The following is a 24,234-nucleotide window of genomic DNA, read 5'->3' as shown; positions in this document are numbered from 1 at the left end:
TTAACCCCATATCGCCTTCAGCAACAATACGACGGCGAACCCCAGTATGCCCAGTCCGAGCATCGCGTCGCCTTCGGATTCAGTCTTGTAGGACTGCTTCAGACGCTTGATCTTCGGTGGGTCGTCCTCGGATATCGGTTCGGACATGTCGTAGCATATTCGCTTGCGTGGTTCCATGGTGAAGAATATAGCAAAATGTCTTGACATCGGCAACCGAGTGTACTATATTTCAATTAGGAGACCTCGATGTTCATCATAACGTCGTTGTCTCTTGTAAGAACCTTTCGAATTGCTAAAAAGGACGCCGACTTCGGCGTCTTTTTTGCTATATTTATCGCATGAAACTCACTGATCCAAGGAGATAAAACGGATGTGGACTTTAGTCATTTTAGCATTTTGGTGGATGCCGCAGTCGAGCGATGCCGCCACTTCGGTAACTGTGCCCGGTTTCAGCTCCAAGCTGACGTGCGTACAAGCTGGTCAGCAATATATCAAGGACGCTGGTAAGGAAATTGAACTTAATAGGGCGGACGGTGCGACCCGATCACGGCCAGTCTACTACCACTATCAGTGCGTAGAAGTGAAATAGGTTGCGCTATTTACAACCAGCCTAGACCGAAACATTCCCTTTCCGCCTTTTCGCGGATCTGCTTGCATTTTGGGCAAATCTCGCCATTGATCCAGTCTTCTTGGATCTTTTCGAGGTTTGCCAAGTGTTTCTTCTCCTCTTCGTTGTAGTTTCCGCCATATTTCCACTGGAGAGTGATAGAGTCGTGCGGGACTGACACGACTTGTTCGCCGCAGTATGTGTGAAATTTAGTGAGGTCGCCTTGTCCGGCTGCTGAAGATGTCAAGTGTATCTTGCCGTCGGCGGTTCTGCATAGCTGTGCTTCTGTCATTCGGACTCCTTTTGTAGAGAAATTAGTCCAATTTGGGCTGGTTCGGAATGCGGCGATGTGGGAAATATAATTTCGTATTACTATATTATACCTAAAGGAGTTTTATATGTCGTTAGAAGAATTAAAGAAATATGACGCTGAGGTGGAATTCCAAATGGAAATTCGAGCTGATGCTGATTGGTCTATTCCACACGATCCTATTGGTGGTCGAGGTCGCCCATTTCATATTGGAGGCTCGCTTTCTGAATCCGCTGTAATTGCGCTTTATAACGGCACTGACATTACACTCACGCATGAATATGTGCGATACTTGTTTGAAAAGCTAGAATCTGAAAGCAAAGGAACCGTCGATAAAAAATGTAACGAATGGTTATTCAAGTTCAACAAACATAAAGAGATTTATTCATCATTAGATGACTATAAACCACCTAAACGGCGTCGTTCTCGCCGACGATAGTAATGATAAACTTATCGGTATGTCGAATACTGGTAAGATTTTAGTTTCTATGACCTCGTACCCCGGTCGTATCAAGAATGTGGGTATGGCGATTTTCATGGTACTGACGAAGCAAACGCTTCCGCCAGACGAAGTTCATTTATGGTTGGCGAAGACGCAATTTCCTGGCGGCGAGCATTCATTGCCAACAGACTTGCAACGTATCCTCAAGTCACCAAAAGTGGTTTTACACTGGACTGAAAAAGATACTTACTGTCATAAAAGGCATGGCATATTTCACATTGCTGACCCAGAGGATCTGGTGTTCGTCATTGATGATGACACTTATTACGACAGCAAGCTGATTGAAACCGTCGTAGCAAAGCATAAGCAATATCCGAAGGCGATTATCAGCTATAACCGAGCATCAAAGCATTGTTATAAAGGCAAGCACATGCTTTATCCAATTAGTCCGTCTGGTGGGCCGTATATCAATGTCGGTCGAATTAACGGTAATAGTATGTTTCCTGTAAAGGTTGTGCCGAAGGAAATTTATGCTATCGAAAATGAGCCAATCCGAGATAAGTGTACACCGATCTGCGATGAAAGCTGGATTACTCCATGGTTAGTGTATTATGATGTACCCATTATGTGGTTGAATTTTGGTTGGGGTACTGAAATTGACCCAGTTCATGTAAAGATGAGTAACGGTCTGGTGTCACAAACACACAAAGTAGAAACTAATGGTCTCGAACGACGAGATAATTGGTTAGCTGCTGTGCTTGATGCGTTCCCACAAATTAAAGCTAAATATGTGAGATTGTTTGCGTATGGAAAATAATCATCTGTATAAAACGTTGTTTACCGAAGTCGTATTGGTAACCAAAGTGTATTTGATTACCGATTTTATTGATTGGATGCATTGGTACTTAAATGTATTGAAGTTTAATCATGTGCATGTATTTGATAATGAATCGGTGGTTTCTATTGAACCTATATGTAATGCGTATGGTGATCGGTGTTCGTATGAAAAAATTGTAGGTTGGCCGAATCAATATGCGTTGTACAACGACTATATTAACCACCGATCCAAGGCTTGGTGGTGTTTTCCGATTGATGATGACGAATTCTTGTATATCGATGAAGCGTATCAACACGATATTAACTATTTTATGTTTGCATATAGTAAAGCGCACCCAGATTATAATAAAATTTGTGTTGGGTGGCGTAATATGTTTCCCGCAAAGTATATAGAAAGCCGAACTAACAAACATTTGTTATTAAATTCAACTGGATGGTCGAATACTGCATCGAATATTTGGCAATGTGGCAATCGGCCTGTCAAAAGTATTCTTAATACGACGTATCAATATTTACATGGTACTTATAATGGTGTTATACGCACACATAATCCAATTACGATAGGTAAGGATAATGATGCGTTCACTCTAAACAATGAAATGTTGTCCGACAACTTACAAGCTTCACCAACGCGAGGTGATGAGCCGTTGATTTTATATCATTACCAATTCAAGTCTAATCAAGAGTGGGTATATAAATGCATAAAGCGTAGATCGGCTGCGTCGACACTTAATTGGAAAAATCATCCAGAAAAATATAAACAACTGTATGATTATGATGATATTGCAATAGATAACAGGATGGCTGAATTATGGCAGAAACATGCGTATACCGAAGTGTAGCTAACTTAAATGATATCATACTGAAAAATATCGATAGAATTCCGCATAATATTGACTTGGTGGTTGGAATACCTCGAAGTGGTATGTTGCCAGCAAATTTAATTGCTTTATATCTCAATAAACCGTATACCGATATTGACTCTTTTATCGACGGTCGTATTTATGGGTGTGGTTATAGAGGTTCTTATATACAACAACACGGAATAAAAAATGTACTTATCGTCGATGATAGTATTTGTTCAGGGAATGCTATGTCAAAAGCTAAAGCGAAGATTCAGTCGTCGGGGGCATCTACACAATATAACATCCGCTACGGTGTGGTATATGCTCGTACCGATACTTCGCATAATGTAGATGTGTGGTTAGAATGCATTGATAAAACTCGTGTATTTGAGTGGAATTTATTTCACCATAAGCACATTTTGTCTCGGTCATGTGTCGATATTGATGGTGTTTTGTGTGCAGATCCATTGCCGTCGCAAAATGATGACGGCAAGAACTATATCCAGTTTTTAAAATCGGCCACGCCCAAATTTATACCAACCGTCCCAATTAAGACATTAGTGTCGTGCCGACTTGAGAAATATCGTACGCTGACTGAAGAATGGCTAGTTAAGCATAATATTCAATACGATAAGTTAGTGCTTATGAATATGCCATCTGCGGCGGCTCGTCGAGCGTGGGGGAAATATGGCGAATATAAGTCTATAGAATACAGTAATCCAGATTATATTCTTTTTATTGAGTCGTCATTATCAGAAGCGACTCGTATAAAAGAATTAACACATAAGTCCGTGTTTTGTACAGAAACTATGCGAATGATTTAAATCGATTAGATGATTGACTGGATAACCGTATGTCTATTAGTTCTTCCTCACAAATTTATTCAGCTCCTTCATCAACCGTTTATAGCACTCCTCGGCGTTAATCTTCGAGTACACCCTAAAGAACGCGGTATCCCCAATAGGAATCTGTTCTACGAACGGCCACACGCCAAGCTTCCTAACCTTAGTCCCGGCGAGCCAAACACGGATTCCGTTCCAGACATCGTCCTCGACGCCGTAGAAGCACTTGTCGAACAGCTTCTCGTCCAGAGGATACAGCGAATGCGGAGGAAACAGCCTAGCCCAGCCGCTTATCTTGATTTCATGATTGGCTGGAAAGTCCCATACATGTGCATAGATTATCTCCTTCGGATAACGAGTATGCGCATTCATGAACGATTCCACGAAGTCGTCCTTCACGATGATGTCGTCGTCGGTGGTGATGACTGGCAAGTCCGGATAGTAGTCCATCGAGTATATCTTCTTCAATGCGCGTGAGTTCTTCTTGCACCAGCGTATCTCGAAGTTCTCCACCTTCTCGACCAGCTTGACGATGTTGGCCGGGAGTTCGGCTTCCTTCTTAGGGAACTCGTCAGTAGACAGCACAAGCACTACCTTGTAGCGGTACTTGGTCTTCTGCTTGAGCAATGAGAACAGCACGAGCTGGACGATCTCGGAATAGATTCTACCGCGCCATGACGTTAAAGACACGACTGCGGAATACGGTTCATTGGTGGTTATACTCATACCACCCAGTTTATACACACAGCAACGCCAATGTCTGTTAATGGTTTCTCACGCCAAGCTGCGACAGCTTCACTGGCGTCATTTCGTCCTCGCGCTTCATATTCGGATCGACGAGTTCGGACAAGTACTCGCATACCGGGCGGATGATTTCGACTTGTCTACTAGAGAACAAGAACTTCTTGTTGACGACCTTCCAGTACCAATCCATCAGGCCGTTGCCGTTCTCTTCCGACGTCGCGGCCCAGTCGGCGCACATTTCGTACAGATAAGTATCTTCCATCTTGGTGCAGTCGTTGCCGTCGGTCGCGTAGTCGCCGTCGTTCCAGTACTCGCAGTGGTGTAGGTTCGACTTGATGTGCTCCATGACCACGTTATGGATAGCCAGCTTCTCTCGGTATGACAGCGGTTCCGGCAGATACCTGAACGACTGGCGGACAAGGTTTCTGAGCTTCAGCTTGTCCTTGTCGTGATCCAGTAGCCGGATGATGTCGATGTCTGGAGACGGTATCAATCCGCCTTCCAGCAGCTTGTAATAGAAGTGCTGCACACGGGCGATGTGTTTCTTCGTGCGTTTACGGTACTTGAGCGAATACTTGATTACTTGGAACAGTCGCAATATCTTCAGTTTCATATTTGGAAATATAGTAAACCGTTTAACTAGTGACAATTTCATTGCATTTTATTATATTCGACAGCAGAGGTACAAAATGGATGATTCAATAGAAGTATTTACGAAACTCCAGACATTCGGCATGATTATCGTGCCGTTATTTGCCATCTGCTTGTTCGGATTGATGAAGGACGAATTAGGGCTTGACTACATCGGCAAGGATCTTGACAAGCTGATGAAATCGTTCAAGAAACGGTTAAACTCTACCGAACTAGTCACCAAGCTTTCCACGCCGGACGAAATGGAACTCCGTGTACTTTCAGAATTGCAACTGTACTTCAACACGCCTAACCACTCGCATAGCGTAATACAGCACTCACGTTGCGTCGAATTCCAGAACTGGGACTGCGCAATCTACGGAGACCTATACTTGATCACACAGAACGGTCGTCTGGCGACATTGGCAAGGTTGCTCAACGACAACGGATTTTCCATCAGTTACGAGGCGAACGATATGTGTGGTGGTCAATGCTGGCACATCTGGAAAGCAAGCTCTAACGAGAAACCGACATTCCTATGCTTCCAGTAGGTCAGTATTCCTTAGTTCCAGTTGTACTGCCAGCCGACTGCGCCTCTTGTGTGCAAGCAGACGAACCAGTCGTACACCAGCTGATCCAAAGTCTTGTCGTCGATCGGCTGTCCGACTAGCGACTGAATGTCGTGGTTCATGCCAGACATGTCCTTGACGAAGTCCGCCATATCGACTTCTTTGATATCCTCCAGACTTCCGTACGGTTCTTGTTCGTACTGGTCGTACTCGCTGCTCTCGAATGTGCCGTATGCGGCACGGTCGAGGTAGTCACGAAGTTCTTCAAGGGTTTTGAACACTGACGTTGAGTTGTCCACAGACTCGTACAGAGCGATTATGGCTTCGACACATGGGGTTCGCGGCAGCGAGGCTAGATAGCTACCGAAATCATTTGGTTTCTGCGTCATACCGGATAATCTCCCAAGTGGCTTATTATTTTATTCATAGACTGCTGTTCCTCCTCGCTATGGCCAGTCCATTCTTGTGGCACTGAGCCATGTTCTTTGGTGGCGTACCGTGCCGATCTGGCCAGTGCCACGGCAGTTTGCCAGCACTGCTTGCGTCGTTCCGGAGTATCTAGTCCAAGATCTTTTATCTTGTACACCGCCCAGTCATAGATTTCCTTTGCTATATCCGTAATGCTTGCGTTAGCGTTCTTCTTGACAATGTCGGTTACTCGCTCTTGGATTTTCGCATCGATTTCCCACGGGAATATGCTATGGTACTTATCTATGTACGAATTACTGGATCGGTCTACTGACGGCATGTGTTTAGCCATATAACGGTCATAGTCGAATTCGTCATTGCTATAGGAGTTTTGGTCTGGATGGCTGTGCTGGTCTGCGTGTGTAAGCTCGTGTCTGAGCGTGTCGACCAGACTCGCGGATCGTGACAAGTCAATCAACGCTTTGATGACATCGTCGACATTTTGCGAAGTGACCAAGATCTTGTTCCACTTTTTGCACTGTTCCAATAGATTGTCACACATGTTCGCATAGATTCTATCGTTGTCAGTTTCTTCATATTGCTGGTCACTGAACAAAGCGTCGTAGTCATAATTGGCGTATTCGGTTTCCGCGTCGTCGATGCACTTGTATACGTTGATGTAGATCTCGCTGTCACGGGTGCAGCATGCGTTATATCTTTCATCTTGACCATTGAACAATAGTACACATTTCATGCCAGCGCATGTTAATGTTATGGTAGAAAATGCTACGACTTCGTATGTACGAATCTCGTTGATCTGCTGGTCGCGTTCTTTATCGGTCAAGTGTCGGTTATTCAGTACACGGCGTTCAATTATACGTTGAATCTCTTCCTCTAGCTTTGAACGTATGAACTTTTCGACTTCGACTCGGAAGTCGTTTAAAAACGCGGTTAGCAGTTTGTTGACTCTCACCGCACGGTCTGTATGCGTGTTCTCATACAGGGCCGTGACGGCCTCCGTGACCGGAGTCCTTGGCAGAGAGCTGAGATAATCGGCGAAATCCTTCATGCTCGGTAGTTTATCAGTTGACTGGCATAGGCGTATTTGCTATATTTCGGGTCACACAAAGGACACAACTATGTTTGACAACCACACTAGGGTAGACGTCGACAACGACGTAGAAATCCATCACGAGGCGAGGGCGCAAGTCCTGAGGCTGAGCCGTGAACAGAAGAATAGCTTAATCGTACACTGCAAGGTCGGCGACCAAGTATGGCTGGGGCTGTTCTACGAGAGACCTTTCTTGAACAAGCACATGCGGTCAAGGGCGGACGTCGAACCGATACGTATCTATGACGACGGCGACACTTTTGACTATCGGTCTCCCATCATCACTAAGCAAGCGGTCGTCGTCCACCAAGTCAGTCTACTCGACAAGTCCAAAATGGCGCTGGTGGAGTACAGCTGGGACGAAAGCGCGACGGAGAAGAAATGATCAAGAAACTTAAACATTGGTTCCTCAAGCCGGGTAACGAGCTGCTGCGCTCGGTGGTGTGCTTCATCAGCATGGTGGGCATGGTTATCGACATTCTGTGGGTGTTCTCGATGCCGAGCGACGAGTTCACGACTGCGACGTTCATCGGCATCACGTCCACGTTCGTCCTACTGTTCATTTCGTGGGCGATTCTGAGCTACATCATCGAGCACGACTCTTAAAAAAGGAGATTAAATATGTCATTACCAGATGATAGTTATGCTAGTCGACGAGTACTTCGAGAACCCGACTATTGGAAATTACGGGCCACTGGTTGCCCATGGAAACCAACCAATTTAAAGAATGTTGTCGTTGAAGATCTGCTTAAAGGTGAAGATGTTTCTACACGCGGTCTTCTCGGAGAAGGTTCATTTCATCCGAATGGATGTTCTGGGTGTGTTCTAATGCCAGACGAATACATTTTTGGTATCCGTTGCGATCATCTTATCTGGATTGCTGGCTGGCATGAACAGGTCGGACTTCCGCATACTGACGAAGAGTATGACGAGAGCGAAACCGATTGTGTTTTGCTGGTAGCTAATCATAAAGGAAACCTTCGTGTAGCGATCTTGTATGAAGTGGAAGATATAACTGTCGAAGAACCGTACAAGATTCCATATAACGAATAGGAGACTGTATGATAAGAAGTAAAGACCAGTGCAAGACCGAAGAAGAATTGCGTAGGGAGTTCTTCGATACAAGGACGCCGGAGGATCCGGCCTACTACTCTCCGAAGATACTGGATCTCCACGATTTCCATACTGGGGAGATGCTTACCAAGCGCGGAAAGGAAATCATGAAGCGTCTCCGCGACATGGACTGGAAGGACGTCTTGCGCGAGTACTTGCGTAGCTGGATCAAGGGCATGCAGATGCTCCACGTCGTCTCGACCGACTTCAACACTGGCAACAGCTCCCCGGCCCAGTACTGCTGGCATCCGTACGGCTACCTCGATGTCGCCTTCGACAAGCTCCGCGAAATGGTTATTGAAGGCCATCCGACGCTGAAGAAGACGCCGTGCAGTCTGATATCGCGTTTCTCGTGGATTACGGTCGAGCGCAACCTCGGTTACGGAAAGAAGGTGTCCCGCACGATCAACCTCTCGATCGAGTTCGGCATCCCAAGCCACAAGCGCGGCATCAACTACAAGTGCAAGGTGACTACGTACGGCGACAACGGCTTCTACGACGAGTTCGTCCAGTACGCCAAGGATCTGCAAGCCGAAATGGAGACCTTCAAGAGCGAACCGCTGCTCAAGACGGACTTGCGTCCCTACGACACTTATCCGGACATTGCGTCCTACAAGGACAAGAGAGACCAGCTCGGTATCGTCAAGTGCTACATCCTCTACGACACTGTCGGCAAGCGGAAGAACTGCAAGTTCCGCCAAGGGTTCATCGACGCCTACAAGGACGCGAGTGACTTCTGCAGTGCGCTTCCTGACCTCAACTTCGCCGTGTCTCGTGACGCTCTCTACTACAAGGGCAAGAAGTACACCGCAGACGAATTCGACCGTATGGACGACAAGATTCCAGACGAAATCAGGTATGCCAGCCATCTTGCCGAGGACGTCCTCCTCTACAAGTACGGACTGCTCGACACCGTGCTCGACCACCGTTTCGACAAGGCTACCGAAGTCCGCCAGTTCATCTGGCACTGGCGAGACCAGCTCCACCAGCCAGTTACCGACGACATCAAGGCTTGGGTGGATAGGTGGATTCCTAAAGAACAACAGAACTATGTCTACAGAGAGTAGGGCGGCATGACCAACGAGTACACTAAAGAAATCGACCGCTTATTCGAGACCTACGGCCCCGACAAGAAGACCATTCTCCTTTTCAAAGGTGAGCGGAAGGTCTTTACATGGGACTATTATTACTTCAAGGGGTCGGAAGCCTCCAAGCTGTGGAACGCCATCGATCCAACCGATGCGTCACTGTCCATCCAGTTCGACCGAGAGAAGGAAGAGCTGGACTATATGGTCTCCGAACGCCTTTCTGGGATATCTGGGATATTCGACCTCGACAAAGAGCGCAAAAAGTGTGCAGACAACGAGGCTCTGTGGCTCTATGTCACTAGGGACTACCAAGTGTATTCGTGCGTCACCAGCACTCCGGCGATCACGAAGTCCGAAAAATTATTGCTAGATTTGTCTTCGTACACAGACAAATAGAGGTTGCCATGAAAAAGAAAAGATGCTGCTCCACTTGCTTGTACGGACGATGGGTCAACGAGACTACATTCTGCTGTCACCGTTCTCCGTCCGACGAAATAAAACCGAACCAGTGTGGAATCTATTTGTTCAGTGCCGAACAGGCGAACAAGCTGGCATGCGGTCAATACTACGAGCCGTACGGAAATCCGAACTACAAGGAGATGGACTTCGACATGTGGCTCAAGGCGAACCATCCAGACATCGTGACGCAGTACAAGGCGTATACCGAAATGATGGAAGCGAGGAAGCGATCGCAGCACAAGTACCAACTGCGGTACGAGTACCCAGACGCCCATGGGCTTGTCGGCGACTACGAAGAGACTTTCACCGACAAGGACAAGGCTATTGCCGCCGCAGTCGAGGCCAGTAAGGACAAGGTCAACTACAACATCAGTATCCGTCATAGCTGGTGGAACAATCTGTATGAACGCGAAGAAGGCGAATGGGTGGACTGGGACAAGGAGACCGAGAAATGAGCGCAATCGAAATTGCAAGAATTAGGGCCGCCGGACAGAAGGTCGTGACGGATCAGTACGGATTCCTCATGTGTATGGAGGACTTCAGCAGAAACCCAGCCAAGGCACCAAAAAGGAAGATAAAGTAATGAAGGTTTACAAGGACAACGAGATTATTAAGGCCGCCAAGTACAGACAGTGCGCGTTAGGATTCCTTAACCGCATGGAGAAAGAAGGCGACGTGAAGCTCATCCAAGTCACCGTGGACGACAACATCGCAACGTTCCACTACGAGGGCGCGAGGGAAGGCTCGCCGATCTCCTTCGACATTCCGGTCAAGAAGAACAAGCAAGAGCTTGGCATTTCTTGCACCTACGGCGGAAAGACTCGGACGTTCGACTTCAGCAAGTATTTCGACCGAGAATACTTCGACCTCTGGCTCAACTCCGTGACGAAGCTCGATACCGACGAAGCGAAGGCTGGTACGCTGCCGATGCTGGTCGAGGAATGGCTGACCATCCCAGGCAACAAGGAGTTCTACGAGAAGGCGAGAGCCGCATTGCTTCCCTATGCGTTCACCGACATACACTTGGACGCTGACCGATTCGTCGCCATGCCGCAAGACAAAATGTCCCTATGCAGTGCCTTATCGAAGGATCATCCGGTGCTTGTGTACAACTCATACATCAACGACTTCTCGCTGAGCAAGGACATTGACGAAATGCATTACGGCTTCTGCATCACTTCCCGCCGTACCGTACTCGTCAATTACTGCGTGTACGAGCACCATTCTCGCCAGAACGAATTGATGCAGCGGATGTTCCCTGAGTTCACTGGTTGCCTCAAGGGCTCCATCAACACCTACTTCTACATCGAGACGGACTTGGAGACCGCAGTCGGTATCGTCAGCTCCTCGTGGAACCGCATGCTCGACGTGTACGGCGAGGAAGCCAAGCGCCACGGCATGCCAGACAGCTGGCGTACGGCCACAAGCTGGACGAAGGACGGCCCCGTCTATCCGAAGGGTTCTGCCGAGGCCAAGAACGTCGACGGCATTCTTGCGGCACGTAAGGACGAGGTCATCGAACGCCACACCAAGAACCTTATCAGTCTGTTCGAGCGCCGTTACAACACGAAGCTTCCGGAATACTTCGAAGGCGCAGAATTCCTCCACGAGACGGAGGACTGGTGCGTCGAGTATCCGCACATCGACCACTACCTCGCGTTCCTCAGCATTCCGTACAAGTTCCCCAAGGTCAAGGGGTCGAAGGTCACTTGGGCGAAGAAGTCCGTCAAGGTGCGCATCTACTACACCGGGCACAACGACCGCTTGCTGTTAGAATACGTTGTTCCGGCCAAGTTCACCGTCATGTGTGGCACGTACGAATGGTTCCACGAGGCCCAGAAGCACGATGACGAGAAGCAGATGATCATTCAAGGTGGCCGAGCAAGACAGAAGGAAGTGGGCTTCAGCGGCATCAAGCACTTGAAGGAACGGCTGGACGATATTCAGCAGTTCGCCAAGTATAAGGGCATCGAACAATGAAGATTAGTATCCGATACATGCACGGTGACACGTTCACCGGAGATTTCGACTCAGTCGAATACTCGCCTACGCGAAACTTGGTCACTCTATGGTGCGGCAGCCGCAAGATAGAACTATGGCGTTTAAAAGACACGTATGACGACTGGGTACACATGGACGTCATGTTCAAGGGAAATGTGGTTGAGTTCCGCAATGACGACGACGGTTTCACGCTGCCCGTAGACTATGGCACGACATACCGAATCGGTGCCCACATGCGAGCCAAGACATACATCAGCGATGTTCTTCACGAGACCATAACCGAGGAAGCTGCGCTTGGGAAGATTCTTTCTGACATGTTCTTGAAAGGATAGCCCATGAAAGAAATGTATCAAACAAATTATCAGGAGTGAAACACCTATGAGTACTTATGTTATTGCAGACGTAGAATACTGGGCTGGCTTGCCAGTCCCCAAGATCATTTACGCTGGCCAGGATTTCGAGAAGGCCAAGGCGAAGTTCCGCAAGAAGTTCGACGAGATTACTGGCGGAAGCATCAAGTGCGTTCCGCACGACTACGCCGAACACCTCAGCAAGGACGCCACGATGGACGAAGTGTTCGAGATCGTCATCAAGGAAGTCAAGGAGACTGGCCTTTTCGACTTGGACACCGAATGGTGCGACGATTACGACGAGCCGTTCTGCATCCGCTTCGAAGAGAGAGACGACGACTGATGCCGACATACATCGACAAGAGGCACCGAGTCAAGAAGACCAAGGACGGCTACCTTCCCCAGTGGAAGCCCGGCTGGTTCCTCTGGAGGCCGTATGACTACTGGTACGCCGAAGTCGTCATGGGGCCCATGACGATGTACAGTCCGCTGGTTCGCGATCCGTTGTTCGAAACCGAGGAAACCGCCATTGAATTTATCAAGAAGGCCATGAAGGCTGGCGACAACGGCAAGTACCACCAAGAATTCGACGAGTGCATGCCGGGACTTATCCGCTACTAGGAGACTACTATGATTACTAAAGTATGGATTGACGAGACCACCGATGACTGTGTCGGCTGTGGCGCTTGCGAAGCGGGTTGTGACGCGATTTTCCGTGTTCCCCATAAGTGCGAGATTGTCGGCACCGACTACGCCAAGTATGAAACCGACATCCGCGACGCAGCCTATTGCTGTCCGGCTGGCGTCATCCGCTATGCCGAGGACGGTAAAGAGGTTCAGCCGTCTGGCGAGGTAGACCACGGACTGTGCAAGATGTGCAAGGACGAGATGGATCGCCGCAGTAAAGAACATAAGGAAGATATTGACCAGCAGCGAGCCAAGATAATCAATGCGGAGGAGCTGTACAAGCGTGAGGACGAACCGCTTTCGTTCGACACTGCGCTGTCGGTGCTCAACCAGTTCTGGCCTATCGAATATCTTTCTGCCGGGCCGAACTTCTGCGACTCCTATGCGCCGACCGAAGACTTGCAAGGGCAGATTGTCAACAACGTAAGCGTACAGTGGAAAAAGGCTAACAACTGCATCGTGTTTGAACGTAAGTGCAACGATCTGTCCCACAAGGTTCTGTACATGGATCCGCTGTCTAGCAGGGTCATCGCGTCGCGCTTTATTACTACCAACATGTCCGATATCACCGTCGGACAGTTCATCAAGTTCGTCCGCGAACAGCGCAAACTCGTAAAGTAATCAAATACAAAGGAATAACCATGACTAAGAAACCTCTAGCAGAGAATGAACTCTACAAGGCAGCTCCGCTGCTCCAGATCCTCGAAGGCGATGACTATCACCCAGAGGAAAACGTACTCAAGATGATCGAGGAAGTAGCGAAGCTCCGCGAAGCCATCGTGTACAGCTCGAAGGGTTCGCTCAAGTTCGTCGGCGAGATCGACGGCGACGAGCTGACCATCGACATCAACATGACCGACCTCAAGAAAAGCTGCCGAGTCGACCAGCATGTTTTCGTGAAGGCTACTGTCGGCGACCAAGTGCAGACACTGGAATCCAACACATGTACGCTGCATTGTGGCTTCAAGCACTACATGGACATCGTCAAGTGCATGGGCCCATTCAAGAAGGGTCACGATATTCCAGAAGGTACTGACCTTCCGCTCGAATTCTGGGCCGATACCGAAGAAGGCAAGAAGTTCTTTGAGGAACTGTCCGGACTCGGTTTCCGTGTTAATCAAGGCAACCAGTACTTCTACGATTCACCGTGTCCCAATACGGACGTGCAGACGGTGCTTCCGATGCTGGAATACAGCCAGAACATCGACCACTTCTACAACACTTGGCGTGGAAACGACATTAGCATGCGAGCCAAGACGGAACATACGACTGCTCTGTTCTATTTTGATAGCGGCTCTCCGTTCCTCAAGTATGCCAAGGATCACAAGATCAGTTACCCGAAGGAATTAGTTTCCGAATGGGACTACGACCATCCCAAGCATCCGTACGGTGTGAAGGCCGACGTGTTCCTCGACTTCGTCAAGAAGGTAATCAAGCACAACACGGATCGTCTTGACACCATTTCCGAACAGCATGGCGGTCTCACTTGGCGCGGCATCCATTTCGGCGACGGCCTCAACAAGTTCGAGAAGCCTCGTGACTACAAGCAGCTGCCGGAAGCCGAGCGCAAGCGCATCGACGCCGCCGTCGAAGCCACCAAGGCCAAGGTAGCGGACGCTTACGACGAGTTCTTCAGCAAGAGCCCGTTCAGCACTGTGTACAAGTTCTTCAAGGAACACGGCACTGTGAACAAGACGCATGGGTGGCAGTACGGCGAGTGCCATGACATCAGCTTCAAGTGCAACGTGACTCTCGAAGTTCCCAAGAAGGATCGTACGCTCACCAAGAAGACCGTGGAAATCTACGGCGCAATTCAAGGTTACTACAAGGACGAGCTCGGCGGTGAACACGGAGACGAAATCAAGATCAATCTTCCGTTCCACTACGCTACGGACAAGGGACGCTTCCCTTCTTGGGCGGAGGCCATCAAAGCAGGGAGCAACATCCGTTACGGCGGTTCGCTCAACGTCGGTTCCAACCGTTGCGTGTACGAGCTGGAGGAAGGCGACCATTACGGCCACTGGGCATGCAAACTCAAGGCTAGCGACCTGAAGCGGATCGAGGAAGTTCTCCTCAACATCGAGAAGGACAACCAGCAGTTCCTCAAGGACTGCCACTTCAAGGACTAAAAGAAAGGCCACCGAGTTTCGGTGGCTTTTTAATTTATTTGGCAGTGTTCCACTTGAACATGTATCTGGCGTAGGTGTCGCCGTTGTTCTTTACCCAAGCTATGCACGATTTCGCGCCGTCACCAGCATAAAGTATTTTCGGCTTGCCGTCCTTACCTTGTCCGAGAACTTGGTAGTCCTCAGCCCATTTGTCACGATTGGACTGCTTCTCCGGTAGCGACTCTCTTTTGGCTTCGTTCTTCTTCATAATGAGGAAGCAGCCTTTAGGTTCATGGTAGTCGAATATGACTTGATTCTCGGCATCGCCGTGGTGATAGATCTTGTAGCCGGATCCCTTGAACATTATTATTGCCGAGCCGTATTTCGCCACTCGATAGACATGACCTTTCTCATAATCGTCACGGTCGTCAGTAATGTCGTCCGCGTCAAATGCGAACAGATAGTCTCCGGAATAATTGTGCCTTTGGCCGTTCGCCCCTTCACTGTTATTGTAGGCTAGGTCGCCCATAAGGTTTCCACGGTCGAACCCATGAAGCGCAATGTTCACGCCGCTTTGTGGCGACGTCCCATGAAATAGCCATTTGTTCATGACGCGGCTTTTCTTTGGGTCTGGGTTCAGTGACATATACGCCCGGTCTCCGTCAAATTTCGATTGTTCTATTCCATTGCGTATGTGCTGAAGGAACAGATCGATATTAAACCCGTCTATCTGAGTGAGCGTGGTATACCCGGCATCTGTATTATTTGCCGCGTATTCTTTTGCGGCTGCCATCAGTTTGTCCTTGTCCACGATACTGGCCATGCGGTTGCCTATCGCTTTAGCATATCCAGTAATCTTCTGTTCGTCTGCCTTTGGATTAAGCTGGCGCATCGCGTCGGCGATTTTGCCCAAATCCTCCTCGGTGGGAGACTCGTTAATATTTGCGCCAGCGGCTAGTATGGATGCAATCACTTTCGGTGATCTGGCAAGACCGACATAATGGTGCTGGGCATCGCCTTCTAATGGTTGTGATGGCTTCTGTATCGTCGCGCCGCCGTCAAGTGATTTTAGGTGCTTGCCCAAGGCCATGTCCGACTTCGTGTAGCCTTCGTACAAGGCCATCACGGCTTCGGTAAGCGGTGTGCATGGGCGAGAATGCAAGTATTCGTTAAAGTTCATTACGTCATCCTCAAGTGAATTGTTTTTACCTTCTTGCCGTTGGCTTCGAGCCAAGCTCCGAACAAGAACTCCGAAATGTAACCGCAGATACGTCCTTCGACTGGTATGCCCATCTTCTGCTGCAGACGGAACCATGTGTACATCGACTTGAACAGGAACTCGCAATACTTGTTGGCGGTCTCTCGCTTGGCGACGAACATGTTGCCAAGGACGTGCTCGTGTCCGTTCAGATAACGTATGCAGTGGTCTGCGTATCCGCGTCCGTACATGGATGCCAGCAAGGCGATGTAGGAATTGGTCGCCTCGGCCTTGCGGTTCTTGATAAGGTAATCCTTGATGCCAGTGTACGGATAGCCGACCTTCACGCAGAGCACGTCGTACTTCTTCAAGTAGTTCTCCGCCTCGGTGCGCTTGATTGGATGCCAGCCGTCTACCGTCAGATACCTTCTGTAGTGCTCAAGGCCGACGATGTCGTCCTCGTCGTGCTTCCATAGGTAATACAAGCCAGTCAGCTCGCAGTACCAAGGGTTCAGATAGTCGATGTTGTCGCCTTCGTGCTTCTCGTCCACGATGAACTTCTTGTGGAAGCCGTCAAGCGGTAGGAACTTCTTGCTCTTTGAACCAACAACGTAAATACTCATTTCCTTTTCCTTTGTATTAAACTTCACTAGATGATGGAACAATCTTGCCGTCGATGACTTGCACTGGCTTGCCGCCAAACCACAGACCAGCGAACTTATTTTCGTCGAGAATCTGTGGAACTCCATGGTCATCGAACCACTGCGGAAGCACGAAGCGGTTCTGGATCGGTTCGTAAATGTTCAGCTTGCCGCCTTCCTTTACCAAGAAGAATCCATGCTCCATGTACTTTATGGACTGATACCATCTGTCGAGAACTTGCTTGTGCGTTCCGAGGTCGATGAAGTTGTATCCTTGATCCTTATCGAACACTAGAATGACATACGAACCGTTTTGTGCGGTGTATACCCTTTCGTCGATAGCGTCGAACCAGAGGTCGCACAGCATGCCGCACTCCTTCGGAATGGCCACGTTGTACTTTCCGTTGGACTTGACGAGGACGCCGACACCAGATAATGATTCCATTTCGTCGACGTAGCCACAGAACGGCTTCATCTCCCATGTGTAAAGCAATTTCTTCCCAACATCCTTATCATCCGCAACGAAGTAGAATCCCTTGTCGTACTCTCTCTTGATGCTGTCGTACCATTCGCTCAACATGAGCTTGCCAGACTTGTCGATTACATTCTCCTTGCCATCGTCGCGCTGGACGCAAGCAAAATTGGTGTATGCGTCGAACGTCCCTACGTGGGCGAACCAGTCTTTGCTGACATACCGTCCGGCTAGGTCGAGATAGTTGTAGCGCTTCTCGCCGTCGATCATCTTGCATACGGCAATCGGGAAGTGGTCGCCGCCGACCTTGTAGAACACGTCAGTTGAAAGCGGTTTGCCAGTCTGGAACACGACCATGAATTTATGCGAACCGAGCTCAAGTGAGTATACATCGGCGTTCAGTCGGTTGAAACCCTTGAACCATATCAAGTGATCCGGATCGTCGGTCAACATCGCGAACCATTCCGTCGTATGGAATCCACGCTTGTTTATCTTGCAGAAGCTGACACAGAACCCAGGCGCTCGCCATTCTTCCCTAGCTTCCACACGGTATTTCTTCAAGAATTCCATCTGATACTTTTTGTCTCTGGCGAGCTTCGTCAGTTCGTCGTCCGTGGTGACGATAGTCTTCATCGTCTCCATGTTCATGAGGCCGTTGGCAAGCATTTCGTCGACCGTGTATCCCGGACAACGTTCCCACACTGGGAATCCGAGAATCTTGGACAACTGAATTTCGTCATAGGCGGCGTCGCCGGAGCCAGCGCCTTCCTCGTGCTCCAAGTTCTCAGCGTGGTTGTATCGGTTGGTGCAGACGCACAACTCCGACTTGCCGTTCTCGTCAACTGGGCCCATGTCGAAACCGATCATGGAACGTCCGTACCCTGGGTCACCGGGCTTCAGCTTCTCGAAGCCTGGGGCTAGCGCCAAGTAGAGCTTGTTGCCTCCGCCAGCGTACGAGTCGAACGTACTCTCGTTCTGCAAGTAGCACCACTTGTCCGCCGTGCAGTACGGTAGGAACTGGTGCGCTTGTTCAAAATTCTTCAATTCGATTATCTTGTATCCGTTGCCTTCGGAGTTCGCATGCTCCTTGGCGAACTGCTCACGGGCCTTGCCAGTCACTTCCTTCTGCTCCCTAGAGAACATCGTGGACAGCTGGTCTAGCGTAAGAGGCTTGGACTTGACCTTCATTCCCTTCTGCGGCCCTTCCTGAACCACGTCGATCTTTTCCAAGTTCCTCGTGAACTGCGCCTTGTGGGCTATCGTGATGAACTTCACCAAGTTCCTCAGAAGCGCCAGCTTCTGCGTGTCCTCATCCTCGCTGTCGAAGTGTAGGTCGCCGTAGGCTATTCTGGCGATACCGGGCACGAAGTAGACGTCGCATCCTTGGTGGACGAAGGCGTTCCTAATCTTGTTGAACGCGGTTTCCGCCCAGTTGTCGCCGTATCCTTGGGCGAGTTCCTGTTCTAGCCCCAAGGACTGGAGCATCTTCTTCATGTATTTTCTGGCGTCGCCCTCGGAAGCCTCGTACAAGGCACGGACGGCCTCTACGAGCGGCGAGCTGGGGAGCGAGCAAAGGTAGGAATGAAAGTCGTACATCATGCCCCTAGTTTATCATTTCTATGCCGAAATTAGCCTTTTTTACGAATACAGCTTGACAAGCATGAGTGTTGTTGCTATATTTGTACCATAACTAATGAGGTAGACAAATGTACGATAAAGAATTTGACCGCTTTGCGGAATTTCTGGAAAAGGAACATGGCGACGGCTGGGGCGGATACTTCTCCGGCTGCGTGAAATCCGCACAGAAGGCTTACAAGGCCATGGAATCGGACAACCATTCCGGCGCATCGTGGAACTTTGCGTCGAACGTGCTGTGTCAGGCTTTGTGGGGAGACCGCCTCGCGCCCATCGAGGAGTCCGAACTGAAGAAGCCGTCCGAATACCCTGCTCGATACATGATCGACAAGTACGTGGGCTGGAAGTTCGAGACATTTAAGGACTTGCCGTTGAGTTTCTACCGCATCACCAAGCCGGACGGAACCACGTTCTTCGACGACGACCGCCGAGTGAGGTTCGTCGTTGTCAAGTCCGAAACCGATCTGACGAACGTGACCAAGGAAGACAAGCCGCATTGCTTGCAGCGCCTCTTGAACGACGTCGCTGACGAAATGTTCCCCATCTCGTTCCCTTACCACTTCAATAACATCTTCAAGCTCGTGTTCAACGTGGCCATAAAGGATTTCGGCAACATGAGCAGCGACAACTGGTACATCCATGTCATCTCGGTCGTCGACCCCGACATCATCGTCCATCCGGTCAACCGTTTCTTCCACTTCTATACGCATAATACCGAAGACTATTCCCATGTCTTGAAGGAAATCGATCGTGACACCTATGAACACGGCAAGGGAGAACGCTAATGTACCATAACGAAGAGCTTATCGAAGGCTGCCGTCAAGAAATCAACGGCATCGACAAGGAAATCGTACAGAACATCGTGCGCCGAATGTGCGTGGTCAAACAGATCGCCGAGTACAAGAAGCTCGACGACCTTCCTATTGTTGACGAGGTTCGCGAAAGACAAGTAATCGACATGGCTCGTGACTTCACCGATGGCCTCGTGACCGACGATACCAGGGATGCGATGAAGGAGTCCATGCAGCGAATCTTCACGACGCTAATCGAGGAATCTCGACGCTGCGAGATTACGCACAAGCTTGGCGAGTCGGTCAATACCGCTGTGTACGTTGGCGCACCCAATCCGAACTCCCTTTTCTCTATTGACAGCGGAAGCGTGTTCAAGAAGCTGGACGAACTCATCGACATTACTAAGAAGGGCGACGACTGGCAACGCCAGAGCTATATCGACAAGATGCGCACTGCCGCCGTAAGGCTGCACTCCTCTCTCGCCCAGATCAACGAGATTTTCGAGATCCACAGACGGCTTGAACAAGCTGGTATCAATATCGATGCTGACAAAAAGTACGGCGTCGTCATCGACCATTCCAAGGAATTTATCTTGCCAGAAGGCATGACTACTTGTGTCAAATACCACGTCGACTCCGTCGGAAGTGTAAAGTATGTCCTCTGTAGCGACACTGCAGCCACGGTGTCGATGGACGGCGACGGAAAATTCTATGTATTGACCGACGTTCTCAAAGACTGTTTTGACCATTATTTTCACGAAACCGAAACTGTGGCGGTTGAACTTTCTGACATCGTGCAGACCATTGAAAACTATGGCTTGGACGAACGTCATATCAAGAAATCTAACGGCTGCGTGGATTTGGCGAATGAAAATACCGTCAAGAACATCGTCGAAGCCTTCGACATGATGACCAGCGACGTGAAAACCTATGCGAAGTGCTTGGTCTCCTACATCGACCGAGTACTCAAAATGAACAACCAAACCTAACAAACCAACGAGGCAAAATAACATGGCTAAAAGCTATGAAGATGCTGAGTCTATTTTGATGTTGCCAAGAGTGGATTTATGTTCTATATTTAACAATAGGCGTAGTCTGGTTCAATTAGCAGCCATAAAACACACCAAAACAACACCTTGGGTGGACATCGCCAAGATGAAAACTGGAAGACTCGTGTCTTGTCGCAAGACGTTGGCCCTATCGCCAATGCTATGGCGGTTTCTGCGCACCTTTTGACTAATGCTTAGATGGAGCCGCAATGATCTCTGAATATTTCTACATGCCAGCCACCAACAAGAAGGTGACCGAGGAAGACCGCATCAAGTTCACGCAAGACCGTATCAAGTCCGTCCGTGAATTTCTGCAGAAGGTCGTGTTCGACCAGACATTCATTCCGGATATGCTGCCGTCGGAACACGATCCGTTCTTCGACCAGTTCAACGGCGCAAAGCCGCTACATGCCGACTGGAAAGCCGCAGTAGTCCCTAGCCATGTGGTAATCAACCACAACTGGTGGCAAAAGAACGTGGAAGAGTTCTGTACCGAGCGCCGCGTGAAGATTCCGGATATCGACTTCTTCTACATCCTCATGCAGATGTGCCGCGAGCGCGACTGTACGGCGACTCCGCTGTCTGGAACGATGTATGTCTCGCTTGACAAGCCGAACTGGCTATTCGAGGTTCCGAATGACTAACGGCGAATCTATAACGGGCCACAAGCAAGCTAAAATGGAAAAGCTTACCGTAGGTAAGCTTAAAAAGCTGCTGAGGAACAAGGAACTGCAAAACACCGACGAAGTGTTCGTCGACTATCCCGGCGGCTGGAGTGGTGTGTTCCAAGTCTACCGTTCAGATAACCGTCTGTTCTTGCTGGCTTCCGACAAGTTCAGTGACAGCGGTATCGGTGGAGGCGAGACGTGCATTGACGATGAGCTATGGCGATCTGACGACATAAATGAGGATGACTAATGGGCGCATTTACACCTAAATATCCGATCTCCGACGAGGCCATGCTGGACTTGCTCAACAAGTATCCGTTCTTGAAGTTCCGCAAGGCATACGAGACCGATGCCGAGAATATCGAGAACAACTACTACAAGTACTGGGACGGCAATGGCTGGGAAGACTTGTGGAAGAACCGCTACCTTCCTCGTCTGTTCAAGCTGTACGATTCTTGGGATGACGAGACCAAGGCCAGGTTCGAGTTCATGGATGTCAAGGAGAAGTACGGAGAACTCCGTGTCTACACGTCGGTATCCACTGGCGAGGACTCGCTCAACGGCATAGCCGAGTCGCTGTCTAGCTGGATCTGCTACGACTGCGGCAAGGAACCTCGTACGGCAGACGGCAAGCGTGTCATCTGGACTACTGGCGGATGGATCACCAACCTCTGCGAGGAATGCGCAAGAAAGGCGCTAGGCCGTGGTGTTCGCACGTCCGAGGAAGACCAGCTCGACAACATGAAGACTGTCAAGGAGAAGCCTTTCGGCTACACGCGCTTCAGCCGAGAAGGCGACCTCAAGGTAATTTACAGGGAAACCGAAGACGGATGGCTCGAACGAGACCATGCGGAGACGGTTCCGAAAGAAGTGTTCAAACAACAGTTCATGCAAGACATGAAAGGAGAATGACTATGTTGGGAGCTATGTACTGGCTCGGATTTTTCACGCTCGTCTGTGCTCTGGTACTGATTTTCATGATCTACCACTGCGTCCATTACAAATCGATTGACACTGGCGACGCATGCTGCATTTCGGTGATTACGCTCGGAATGTTTGGTTTCGGTATTCCGCTGGTCGTGTGTCTGCTCAATATGCACGACCCGGTGAAGGTGACTATCACCGAAGACGACGGTACTGTGATTGAGTACAAGACCGAGCGCTATCTGGTGGACGATAGTGGAAATCGTTACCGCATTTACAACAAGGATGACGACGACTGGATAGAGTACCGCAACGTCAAACACGCCACGCTTGAATACTTGGAGAAGTGATATGATTGACATGTATCTTAATACATTCGTCGGTTGGTTTATGGCCTTTACCGCGATCACGCTGCTTACGTTTGGTTTGGGTGTATGCACCCCACCGACGCCAAAGCTGCTGTGGACTAGCCTCGTATTTGCGGTGATAACCGTGACCTTCTGTCTCATCACGCCGACCCAAGAGAAGATGATTGTCACGAAGTACGACGACATCTTGAAAAACCGTCCGGCATGCGCGGAGGAAGTCGACAAGGGTCTCGACAGCGCGTCGATGGAGTGCTTGCGCGTATACAAGTCGTACCTTGAAGATTCTATCGATGCGGCTGGTACGTACAAACGTCATTTTGAAAAGCTGAAAGCGGACATCAAACGGTAGGTACGCCCATGGGACTCACTTGCACATGTCCGCTGTGCCGTCATGGCCGAGGCGAGCTTACCGACCGCGAATATGCGTGGTACTTGAAGGGATGCATCGAAATCCTTTCGTCCATACCGAAGAGCGTACATGCGTTCTGTGAACGAGAAGACGCGACTGCGGAAGAAGCACGATTCGAAGACAATTCGTACGACGATCTGTCTGGAAGCCAAATTGTATTGAAAAACATGATTGAGAAGATGAAGAAGGCTGGCATAGAGGTAGACCCGGCGTTCCTTCATCCAGAACAGTACACTCTGCCAAAGAATGAGGTGAAAGATGAAAACGAACGAAGGACAGAGGATTGAAACCGAAAACAACACACTGGTCGACGAGGATCCGATCTCTAGGAAGCGCCGACTGAACAACGAGGCGAACCGTCGGTACAGACAGACCGAGAAGGGAAAGCGAACAAACTCGCGGAAGTGCAAGAAGTACTTCCAGTCCCATCGGAAGCAGTGCCAACAGTACGTCGTCAACTACAAGAACGAGTTCCACGAGAAGTACGGAGTCTGGTTCACCGCTTGGAACTACTGGCGCAAGAAGCTGGTAGAGGGCAAGTGCCAAGAATCGGACATCCCGCCGCAGTACGGCAAGATTCTCGCGGACTGGAAACGCAAACAAGGAACAGATAATGCGACTGCTGATTGCATTGCTTCTAGCGCTGGCAATAACTAGCGCGTACGCCGCCGAAGGGAATTGCAAGGAGTTCATCGTATGGAACCCTACGAAGAACGACACGCTGTTCCACTTCAAGCGCAACCCGTCTGACAAGACGACGCAAGACGGCGACTGCTACTACAACTCTGGCTTTACGGCGAAGGTCGTTAAGTGGGATTGTCAAAACATGTATCTGAGGAAAGATGGAACGTATGCGCTGCAGAAGCGCCATGAAGGCTCGATCAGCCTTCATCCGTTCGAGTTCTTTTGTCATTCAAAGTGGTGGTAA

The 24,234-nt window shown here is 49.4% G+C and carries 38 protein-coding genes; 29 read left to right on the top strand and 9 right to left on the bottom strand.

All coding sequences use genetic code 11. From position 1 onward, the window contains the following. Nucleotides 1–207 (bottom strand): hypothetical protein, encoded by a 207-nt coding sequence (locus tag ACJMM9_RS08710; RefSeq protein ID WP_405325813.1) that lies wholly within the window; start codon nucleotides 205–207, stop codon nucleotides 1–3. Nucleotides 208–370: 163 nt separating this feature from the next. On the opposite strand from ACJMM9_RS08710, the gene ACJMM9_RS08705 reads away from it, so the two are divergent. Next, nucleotides 371–589 carry a hypothetical protein gene (locus ACJMM9_RS08705; protein WP_405325811.1) on the top strand — a complete coding sequence of 73 codons (219 nt, stop codon included), beginning with the start codon at nucleotides 371–373 and terminating at the stop codon, nucleotides 587–589. 10 nt (nucleotides 590–599) lie between these two features. Here ACJMM9_RS08705 and ACJMM9_RS08700 read toward each other — a convergent pair whose 3' ends face one another. After that, the gene (locus tag ACJMM9_RS08700) at nucleotides 600–899 is read right to left on the bottom strand and encodes a hypothetical protein (RefSeq protein WP_405325810.1); all 300 of its coding nucleotides are present in this window, start codon (nucleotides 897–899) and stop codon (nucleotides 600–602) included. A gap of 106 nt (nucleotides 900–1,005) precedes the next feature. Here ACJMM9_RS08700 and ACJMM9_RS08695 point away from each other — a divergent pair, with 106 nt between their 5' ends. The 4 genes from ACJMM9_RS08695 (at nucleotide 1,006) to ACJMM9_RS08680 (ending at nucleotide 3,865) form a co-directional block, all read left to right on the top strand. Continuing rightward, entirely contained in the window at nucleotides 1,006–1,356 is a 351-nt protein-coding gene (locus ACJMM9_RS08695) for a hypothetical protein (protein WP_405325808.1), read from the top strand. Nucleotides 1,357–1,441: 85 nt separating this feature from the next. Continuing rightward, nucleotides 1,442–2,176, top strand: a complete 735-nt coding sequence (locus ACJMM9_RS08690) for a hypothetical protein (RefSeq protein WP_405325806.1) — start codon at nucleotides 1,442–1,444, stop codon at nucleotides 2,174–2,176. After that, a complete protein-coding gene (locus ACJMM9_RS08685) occupies nucleotides 2,166–3,038 on the top strand; it encodes a glycosyltransferase family 2 protein (protein WP_405325805.1) in 873 nt (290 codons plus the stop codon). The genes ACJMM9_RS08690 and ACJMM9_RS08685 overlap by 11 nt, the downstream gene beginning before the upstream one ends. Continuing rightward, complete coding sequence (locus ACJMM9_RS08680) at nucleotides 3,008–3,865, top strand: phosphoribosyltransferase (RefSeq protein WP_405325804.1); 858 nt, start codon at nucleotides 3,008–3,010, stop codon at nucleotides 3,863–3,865. Before ACJMM9_RS08685 ends, ACJMM9_RS08680 begins: the two co-directional genes overlap by 31 nt. A 36-nt stretch (nucleotides 3,866–3,901) precedes the next feature. Here the strand turns inward: ACJMM9_RS08680 and ACJMM9_RS08675 are convergent, their stop codons facing one another. Beyond that, nucleotides 3,902–4,609 carry a hypothetical protein gene (locus ACJMM9_RS08675; protein WP_405325803.1) on the bottom strand — a complete coding sequence of 236 codons (708 nt, stop codon included), beginning with the start codon at nucleotides 4,607–4,609 and terminating at the stop codon, nucleotides 3,902–3,904. A gap of 37 nt (nucleotides 4,610–4,646) precedes the next feature. Next, on the bottom strand, nucleotides 4,647–5,240 hold the full coding sequence (locus tag ACJMM9_RS08670; protein WP_405325802.1) for a DUF5662 family protein: 594 nt from the start codon (nucleotides 5,238–5,240) through the stop codon (nucleotides 4,647–4,649). A gap of 76 nt (nucleotides 5,241–5,316) precedes the next feature. Between ACJMM9_RS08670 and ACJMM9_RS08665 the strand changes: the two genes are divergently transcribed. Further along, nucleotides 5,317–5,808, top strand: a complete 492-nt coding sequence (locus tag ACJMM9_RS08665) for a hypothetical protein (RefSeq protein ID WP_405325800.1) — start codon at nucleotides 5,317–5,319, stop codon at nucleotides 5,806–5,808. Between the two features lie 11 nt (nucleotides 5,809–5,819). Here ACJMM9_RS08665 and ACJMM9_RS08660 read toward each other — a convergent pair whose 3' ends face one another. Next, entirely contained in the window at nucleotides 5,820–6,215 is a 396-nt protein-coding gene (locus ACJMM9_RS08660) for a hypothetical protein (RefSeq protein WP_405325799.1), read from the bottom strand. Next, on the bottom strand, nucleotides 6,212–7,303 hold the full coding sequence (locus ACJMM9_RS08655; RefSeq protein ID WP_405325797.1) for a hypothetical protein: 1,092 nt from the start codon (nucleotides 7,301–7,303) through the stop codon (nucleotides 6,212–6,214). Before ACJMM9_RS08655 ends, ACJMM9_RS08660 begins: the two co-directional genes overlap by 4 nt. Here ACJMM9_RS08655 and ACJMM9_RS08650 point away from each other — a divergent pair. Genes ACJMM9_RS08650 through ACJMM9_RS08590 form a run of 13 tightly spaced genes read left to right on the top strand, consistent with a single transcriptional unit; the run spans nucleotide 7,302 to nucleotide 15,172 of the window. Then, nucleotides 7,302–7,730 (top strand): hypothetical protein, encoded by a 429-nt coding sequence (locus tag ACJMM9_RS08650; RefSeq protein ID WP_405325795.1) that lies wholly within the window; start codon nucleotides 7,302–7,304, stop codon nucleotides 7,728–7,730. The two genes, ACJMM9_RS08655 and ACJMM9_RS08650, sit on opposite strands and share 2 nt — an antisense overlap. Next, nucleotides 7,727–7,951: a hypothetical protein gene (locus ACJMM9_RS08645; protein ID WP_405325793.1), complete on the top strand. Its 225-nt coding sequence runs from the start codon at nucleotides 7,727–7,729 to the stop codon at nucleotides 7,949–7,951. The genes ACJMM9_RS08650 and ACJMM9_RS08645 overlap by 4 nt, the downstream gene beginning before the upstream one ends. 15 nt (nucleotides 7,952–7,966) lie before the next feature. Further along, on the top strand, nucleotides 7,967–8,398 hold the full coding sequence (locus ACJMM9_RS08640; protein ID WP_405325792.1) for a hypothetical protein: 432 nt from the start codon (nucleotides 7,967–7,969) through the stop codon (nucleotides 8,396–8,398). Nucleotides 8,399–8,406: 8 nt separating this feature from the next. Beyond that, on the top strand, nucleotides 8,407–9,525 hold the full coding sequence (locus tag ACJMM9_RS08635) for a hypothetical protein (protein WP_405325790.1): 1,119 nt from the start codon (nucleotides 8,407–8,409) through the stop codon (nucleotides 9,523–9,525). 6 nt (nucleotides 9,526–9,531) lie between these two features. Beyond that, nucleotides 9,532–9,942: a hypothetical protein gene (locus tag ACJMM9_RS08630; RefSeq protein ID WP_405325788.1), complete on the top strand. Its 411-nt coding sequence runs from the start codon at nucleotides 9,532–9,534 to the stop codon at nucleotides 9,940–9,942. A gap of 8 nt (nucleotides 9,943–9,950) precedes the next feature. After that, nucleotides 9,951–10,460: a hypothetical protein gene (locus ACJMM9_RS08625; RefSeq protein WP_405325786.1), complete on the top strand. Its 510-nt coding sequence runs from the start codon at nucleotides 9,951–9,953 to the stop codon at nucleotides 10,458–10,460. Further along, nucleotides 10,457–10,588, top strand: coding sequence for a hypothetical protein (locus tag ACJMM9_RS08620; protein ID WP_405325784.1), 132 nt, complete (start codon nucleotides 10,457–10,459; stop codon nucleotides 10,586–10,588). The genes ACJMM9_RS08625 and ACJMM9_RS08620 overlap by 4 nt, the downstream gene beginning before the upstream one ends. Next, the gene (locus tag ACJMM9_RS08615) at nucleotides 10,588–11,985 is read left to right on the top strand and encodes a hypothetical protein (protein ID WP_405325782.1); all 1,398 of its coding nucleotides are present in this window, start codon (nucleotides 10,588–10,590) and stop codon (nucleotides 11,983–11,985) included. The genes ACJMM9_RS08620 and ACJMM9_RS08615 overlap by 1 nt, the downstream gene beginning before the upstream one ends. Then, complete coding sequence (locus ACJMM9_RS08610; RefSeq protein ID WP_405325780.1) at nucleotides 11,982–12,338, top strand: hypothetical protein; 357 nt, start codon at nucleotides 11,982–11,984, stop codon at nucleotides 12,336–12,338. The genes ACJMM9_RS08615 and ACJMM9_RS08610 overlap by 4 nt, the downstream gene beginning before the upstream one ends. A 46-nt stretch (nucleotides 12,339–12,384) precedes the next feature. Beyond that, a complete protein-coding gene (locus ACJMM9_RS08605; protein ID WP_405325778.1) occupies nucleotides 12,385–12,699 on the top strand; it encodes a hypothetical protein in 315 nt (104 codons plus the stop codon). Continuing rightward, nucleotides 12,699–12,977, top strand: a complete 279-nt coding sequence (locus ACJMM9_RS08600) for a hypothetical protein (protein WP_405325777.1) — start codon at nucleotides 12,699–12,701, stop codon at nucleotides 12,975–12,977. The genes ACJMM9_RS08605 and ACJMM9_RS08600 overlap by 1 nt, the downstream gene beginning before the upstream one ends. 9 nt (nucleotides 12,978–12,986) lie before the next feature. Beyond that, the gene (locus ACJMM9_RS08595; protein WP_405325775.1) at nucleotides 12,987–13,664 is read left to right on the top strand and encodes a ferredoxin; all 678 of its coding nucleotides are present in this window, start codon (nucleotides 12,987–12,989) and stop codon (nucleotides 13,662–13,664) included. Nucleotides 13,665–13,684: 20 nt separating this feature from the next. Continuing rightward, nucleotides 13,685–15,172: a hypothetical protein gene (locus ACJMM9_RS08590; protein ID WP_405325773.1), complete on the top strand. Its 1,488-nt coding sequence runs from the start codon at nucleotides 13,685–13,687 to the stop codon at nucleotides 15,170–15,172. Between the two features lie 34 nt (nucleotides 15,173–15,206). Here the strand turns inward: ACJMM9_RS08590 and ACJMM9_RS08585 are convergent, their stop codons facing one another. From ACJMM9_RS08585 to ACJMM9_RS08575, 3 genes are read right to left on the bottom strand one after another with little or no spacing between them, the layout of a single operon-like run. Then, entirely contained in the window at nucleotides 15,207–16,331 is a 1,125-nt protein-coding gene (locus ACJMM9_RS08585; protein ID WP_405325772.1) for a hypothetical protein, read from the bottom strand. After that, on the bottom strand, nucleotides 16,331–17,098 hold the full coding sequence (locus ACJMM9_RS08580) for a DUF4422 domain-containing protein (protein WP_405325770.1): 768 nt from the start codon (nucleotides 17,096–17,098) through the stop codon (nucleotides 16,331–16,333). Before ACJMM9_RS08580 ends, ACJMM9_RS08585 begins: the two co-directional genes overlap by 1 nt. Then, nucleotides 16,989–19,061, bottom strand: a complete 2,073-nt coding sequence (locus ACJMM9_RS08575; RefSeq protein WP_405325768.1) for a hypothetical protein — start codon at nucleotides 19,059–19,061, stop codon at nucleotides 16,989–16,991. Before ACJMM9_RS08575 ends, ACJMM9_RS08580 begins: the two co-directional genes overlap by 110 nt. Before the next feature lie 107 nt (nucleotides 19,062–19,168). On the opposite strand from ACJMM9_RS08575, the gene ACJMM9_RS08570 reads away from it, so the two are divergent. From ACJMM9_RS08570 to ACJMM9_RS08525, 10 genes are all read left to right on the top strand, one after another. Beyond that, nucleotides 19,169–19,882 carry a hypothetical protein gene (locus tag ACJMM9_RS08570; protein ID WP_405325766.1) on the top strand — a complete coding sequence of 238 codons (714 nt, stop codon included), beginning with the start codon at nucleotides 19,169–19,171 and terminating at the stop codon, nucleotides 19,880–19,882. Next, nucleotides 19,882–20,877: a chorismate mutase gene (locus tag ACJMM9_RS08565; protein WP_405325764.1), complete on the top strand. Its 996-nt coding sequence runs from the start codon at nucleotides 19,882–19,884 to the stop codon at nucleotides 20,875–20,877. The genes ACJMM9_RS08570 and ACJMM9_RS08565 overlap by 1 nt, the downstream gene beginning before the upstream one ends. Before the next feature lie 269 nt (nucleotides 20,878–21,146). Beyond that, the gene (locus ACJMM9_RS08560) at nucleotides 21,147–21,581 is read left to right on the top strand and encodes a hypothetical protein (protein ID WP_405325762.1); all 435 of its coding nucleotides are present in this window, start codon (nucleotides 21,147–21,149) and stop codon (nucleotides 21,579–21,581) included. Continuing rightward, nucleotides 21,574–21,855 carry a hypothetical protein gene (locus ACJMM9_RS08555; RefSeq protein ID WP_405325760.1) on the top strand — a complete coding sequence of 94 codons (282 nt, stop codon included), beginning with the start codon at nucleotides 21,574–21,576 and terminating at the stop codon, nucleotides 21,853–21,855. Before ACJMM9_RS08560 ends, ACJMM9_RS08555 begins: the two co-directional genes overlap by 8 nt. Then, nucleotides 21,855–22,517, top strand: a complete 663-nt coding sequence (locus tag ACJMM9_RS08550; RefSeq protein ID WP_405325758.1) for a hypothetical protein — start codon at nucleotides 21,855–21,857, stop codon at nucleotides 22,515–22,517. Before ACJMM9_RS08555 ends, ACJMM9_RS08550 begins: the two co-directional genes overlap by 1 nt. A 2-nt stretch (nucleotides 22,518–22,519) precedes the next feature. Further along, complete coding sequence (locus ACJMM9_RS08545; protein ID WP_405325756.1) at nucleotides 22,520–22,879, top strand: hypothetical protein; 360 nt, start codon at nucleotides 22,520–22,522, stop codon at nucleotides 22,877–22,879. Nucleotides 22,880–22,889: 10 nt separating this feature from the next. After that, complete coding sequence (locus ACJMM9_RS08540) at nucleotides 22,890–23,246, top strand: hypothetical protein (protein ID WP_405325754.1); 357 nt, start codon at nucleotides 22,890–22,892, stop codon at nucleotides 23,244–23,246. An 8-nt stretch (nucleotides 23,247–23,254) separates the two neighbouring features. Further along, complete coding sequence (locus ACJMM9_RS08535) at nucleotides 23,255–23,593, top strand: hypothetical protein (protein WP_405325752.1); 339 nt, start codon at nucleotides 23,255–23,257, stop codon at nucleotides 23,591–23,593. After that, a complete protein-coding gene (locus ACJMM9_RS08530; protein WP_405325750.1) occupies nucleotides 23,565–23,963 on the top strand; it encodes a hypothetical protein in 399 nt (132 codons plus the stop codon). Before ACJMM9_RS08535 ends, ACJMM9_RS08530 begins: the two co-directional genes overlap by 29 nt. Continuing rightward, a complete protein-coding gene (locus ACJMM9_RS08525) occupies nucleotides 23,920–24,234 on the top strand; it encodes a hypothetical protein (protein ID WP_405325748.1) in 315 nt (104 codons plus the stop codon). Before ACJMM9_RS08530 ends, ACJMM9_RS08525 begins: the two co-directional genes overlap by 44 nt.

The organism is Fibrobacter sp. (assembly GCF_045112255.1).
Taxonomy (GTDB): domain Bacteria; phylum Fibrobacterota; class Fibrobacteria; order Fibrobacterales; family Fibrobacteraceae; genus Fibrobacter.
This window is presented reverse-complemented; position numbering and strand designations above follow the sequence as displayed.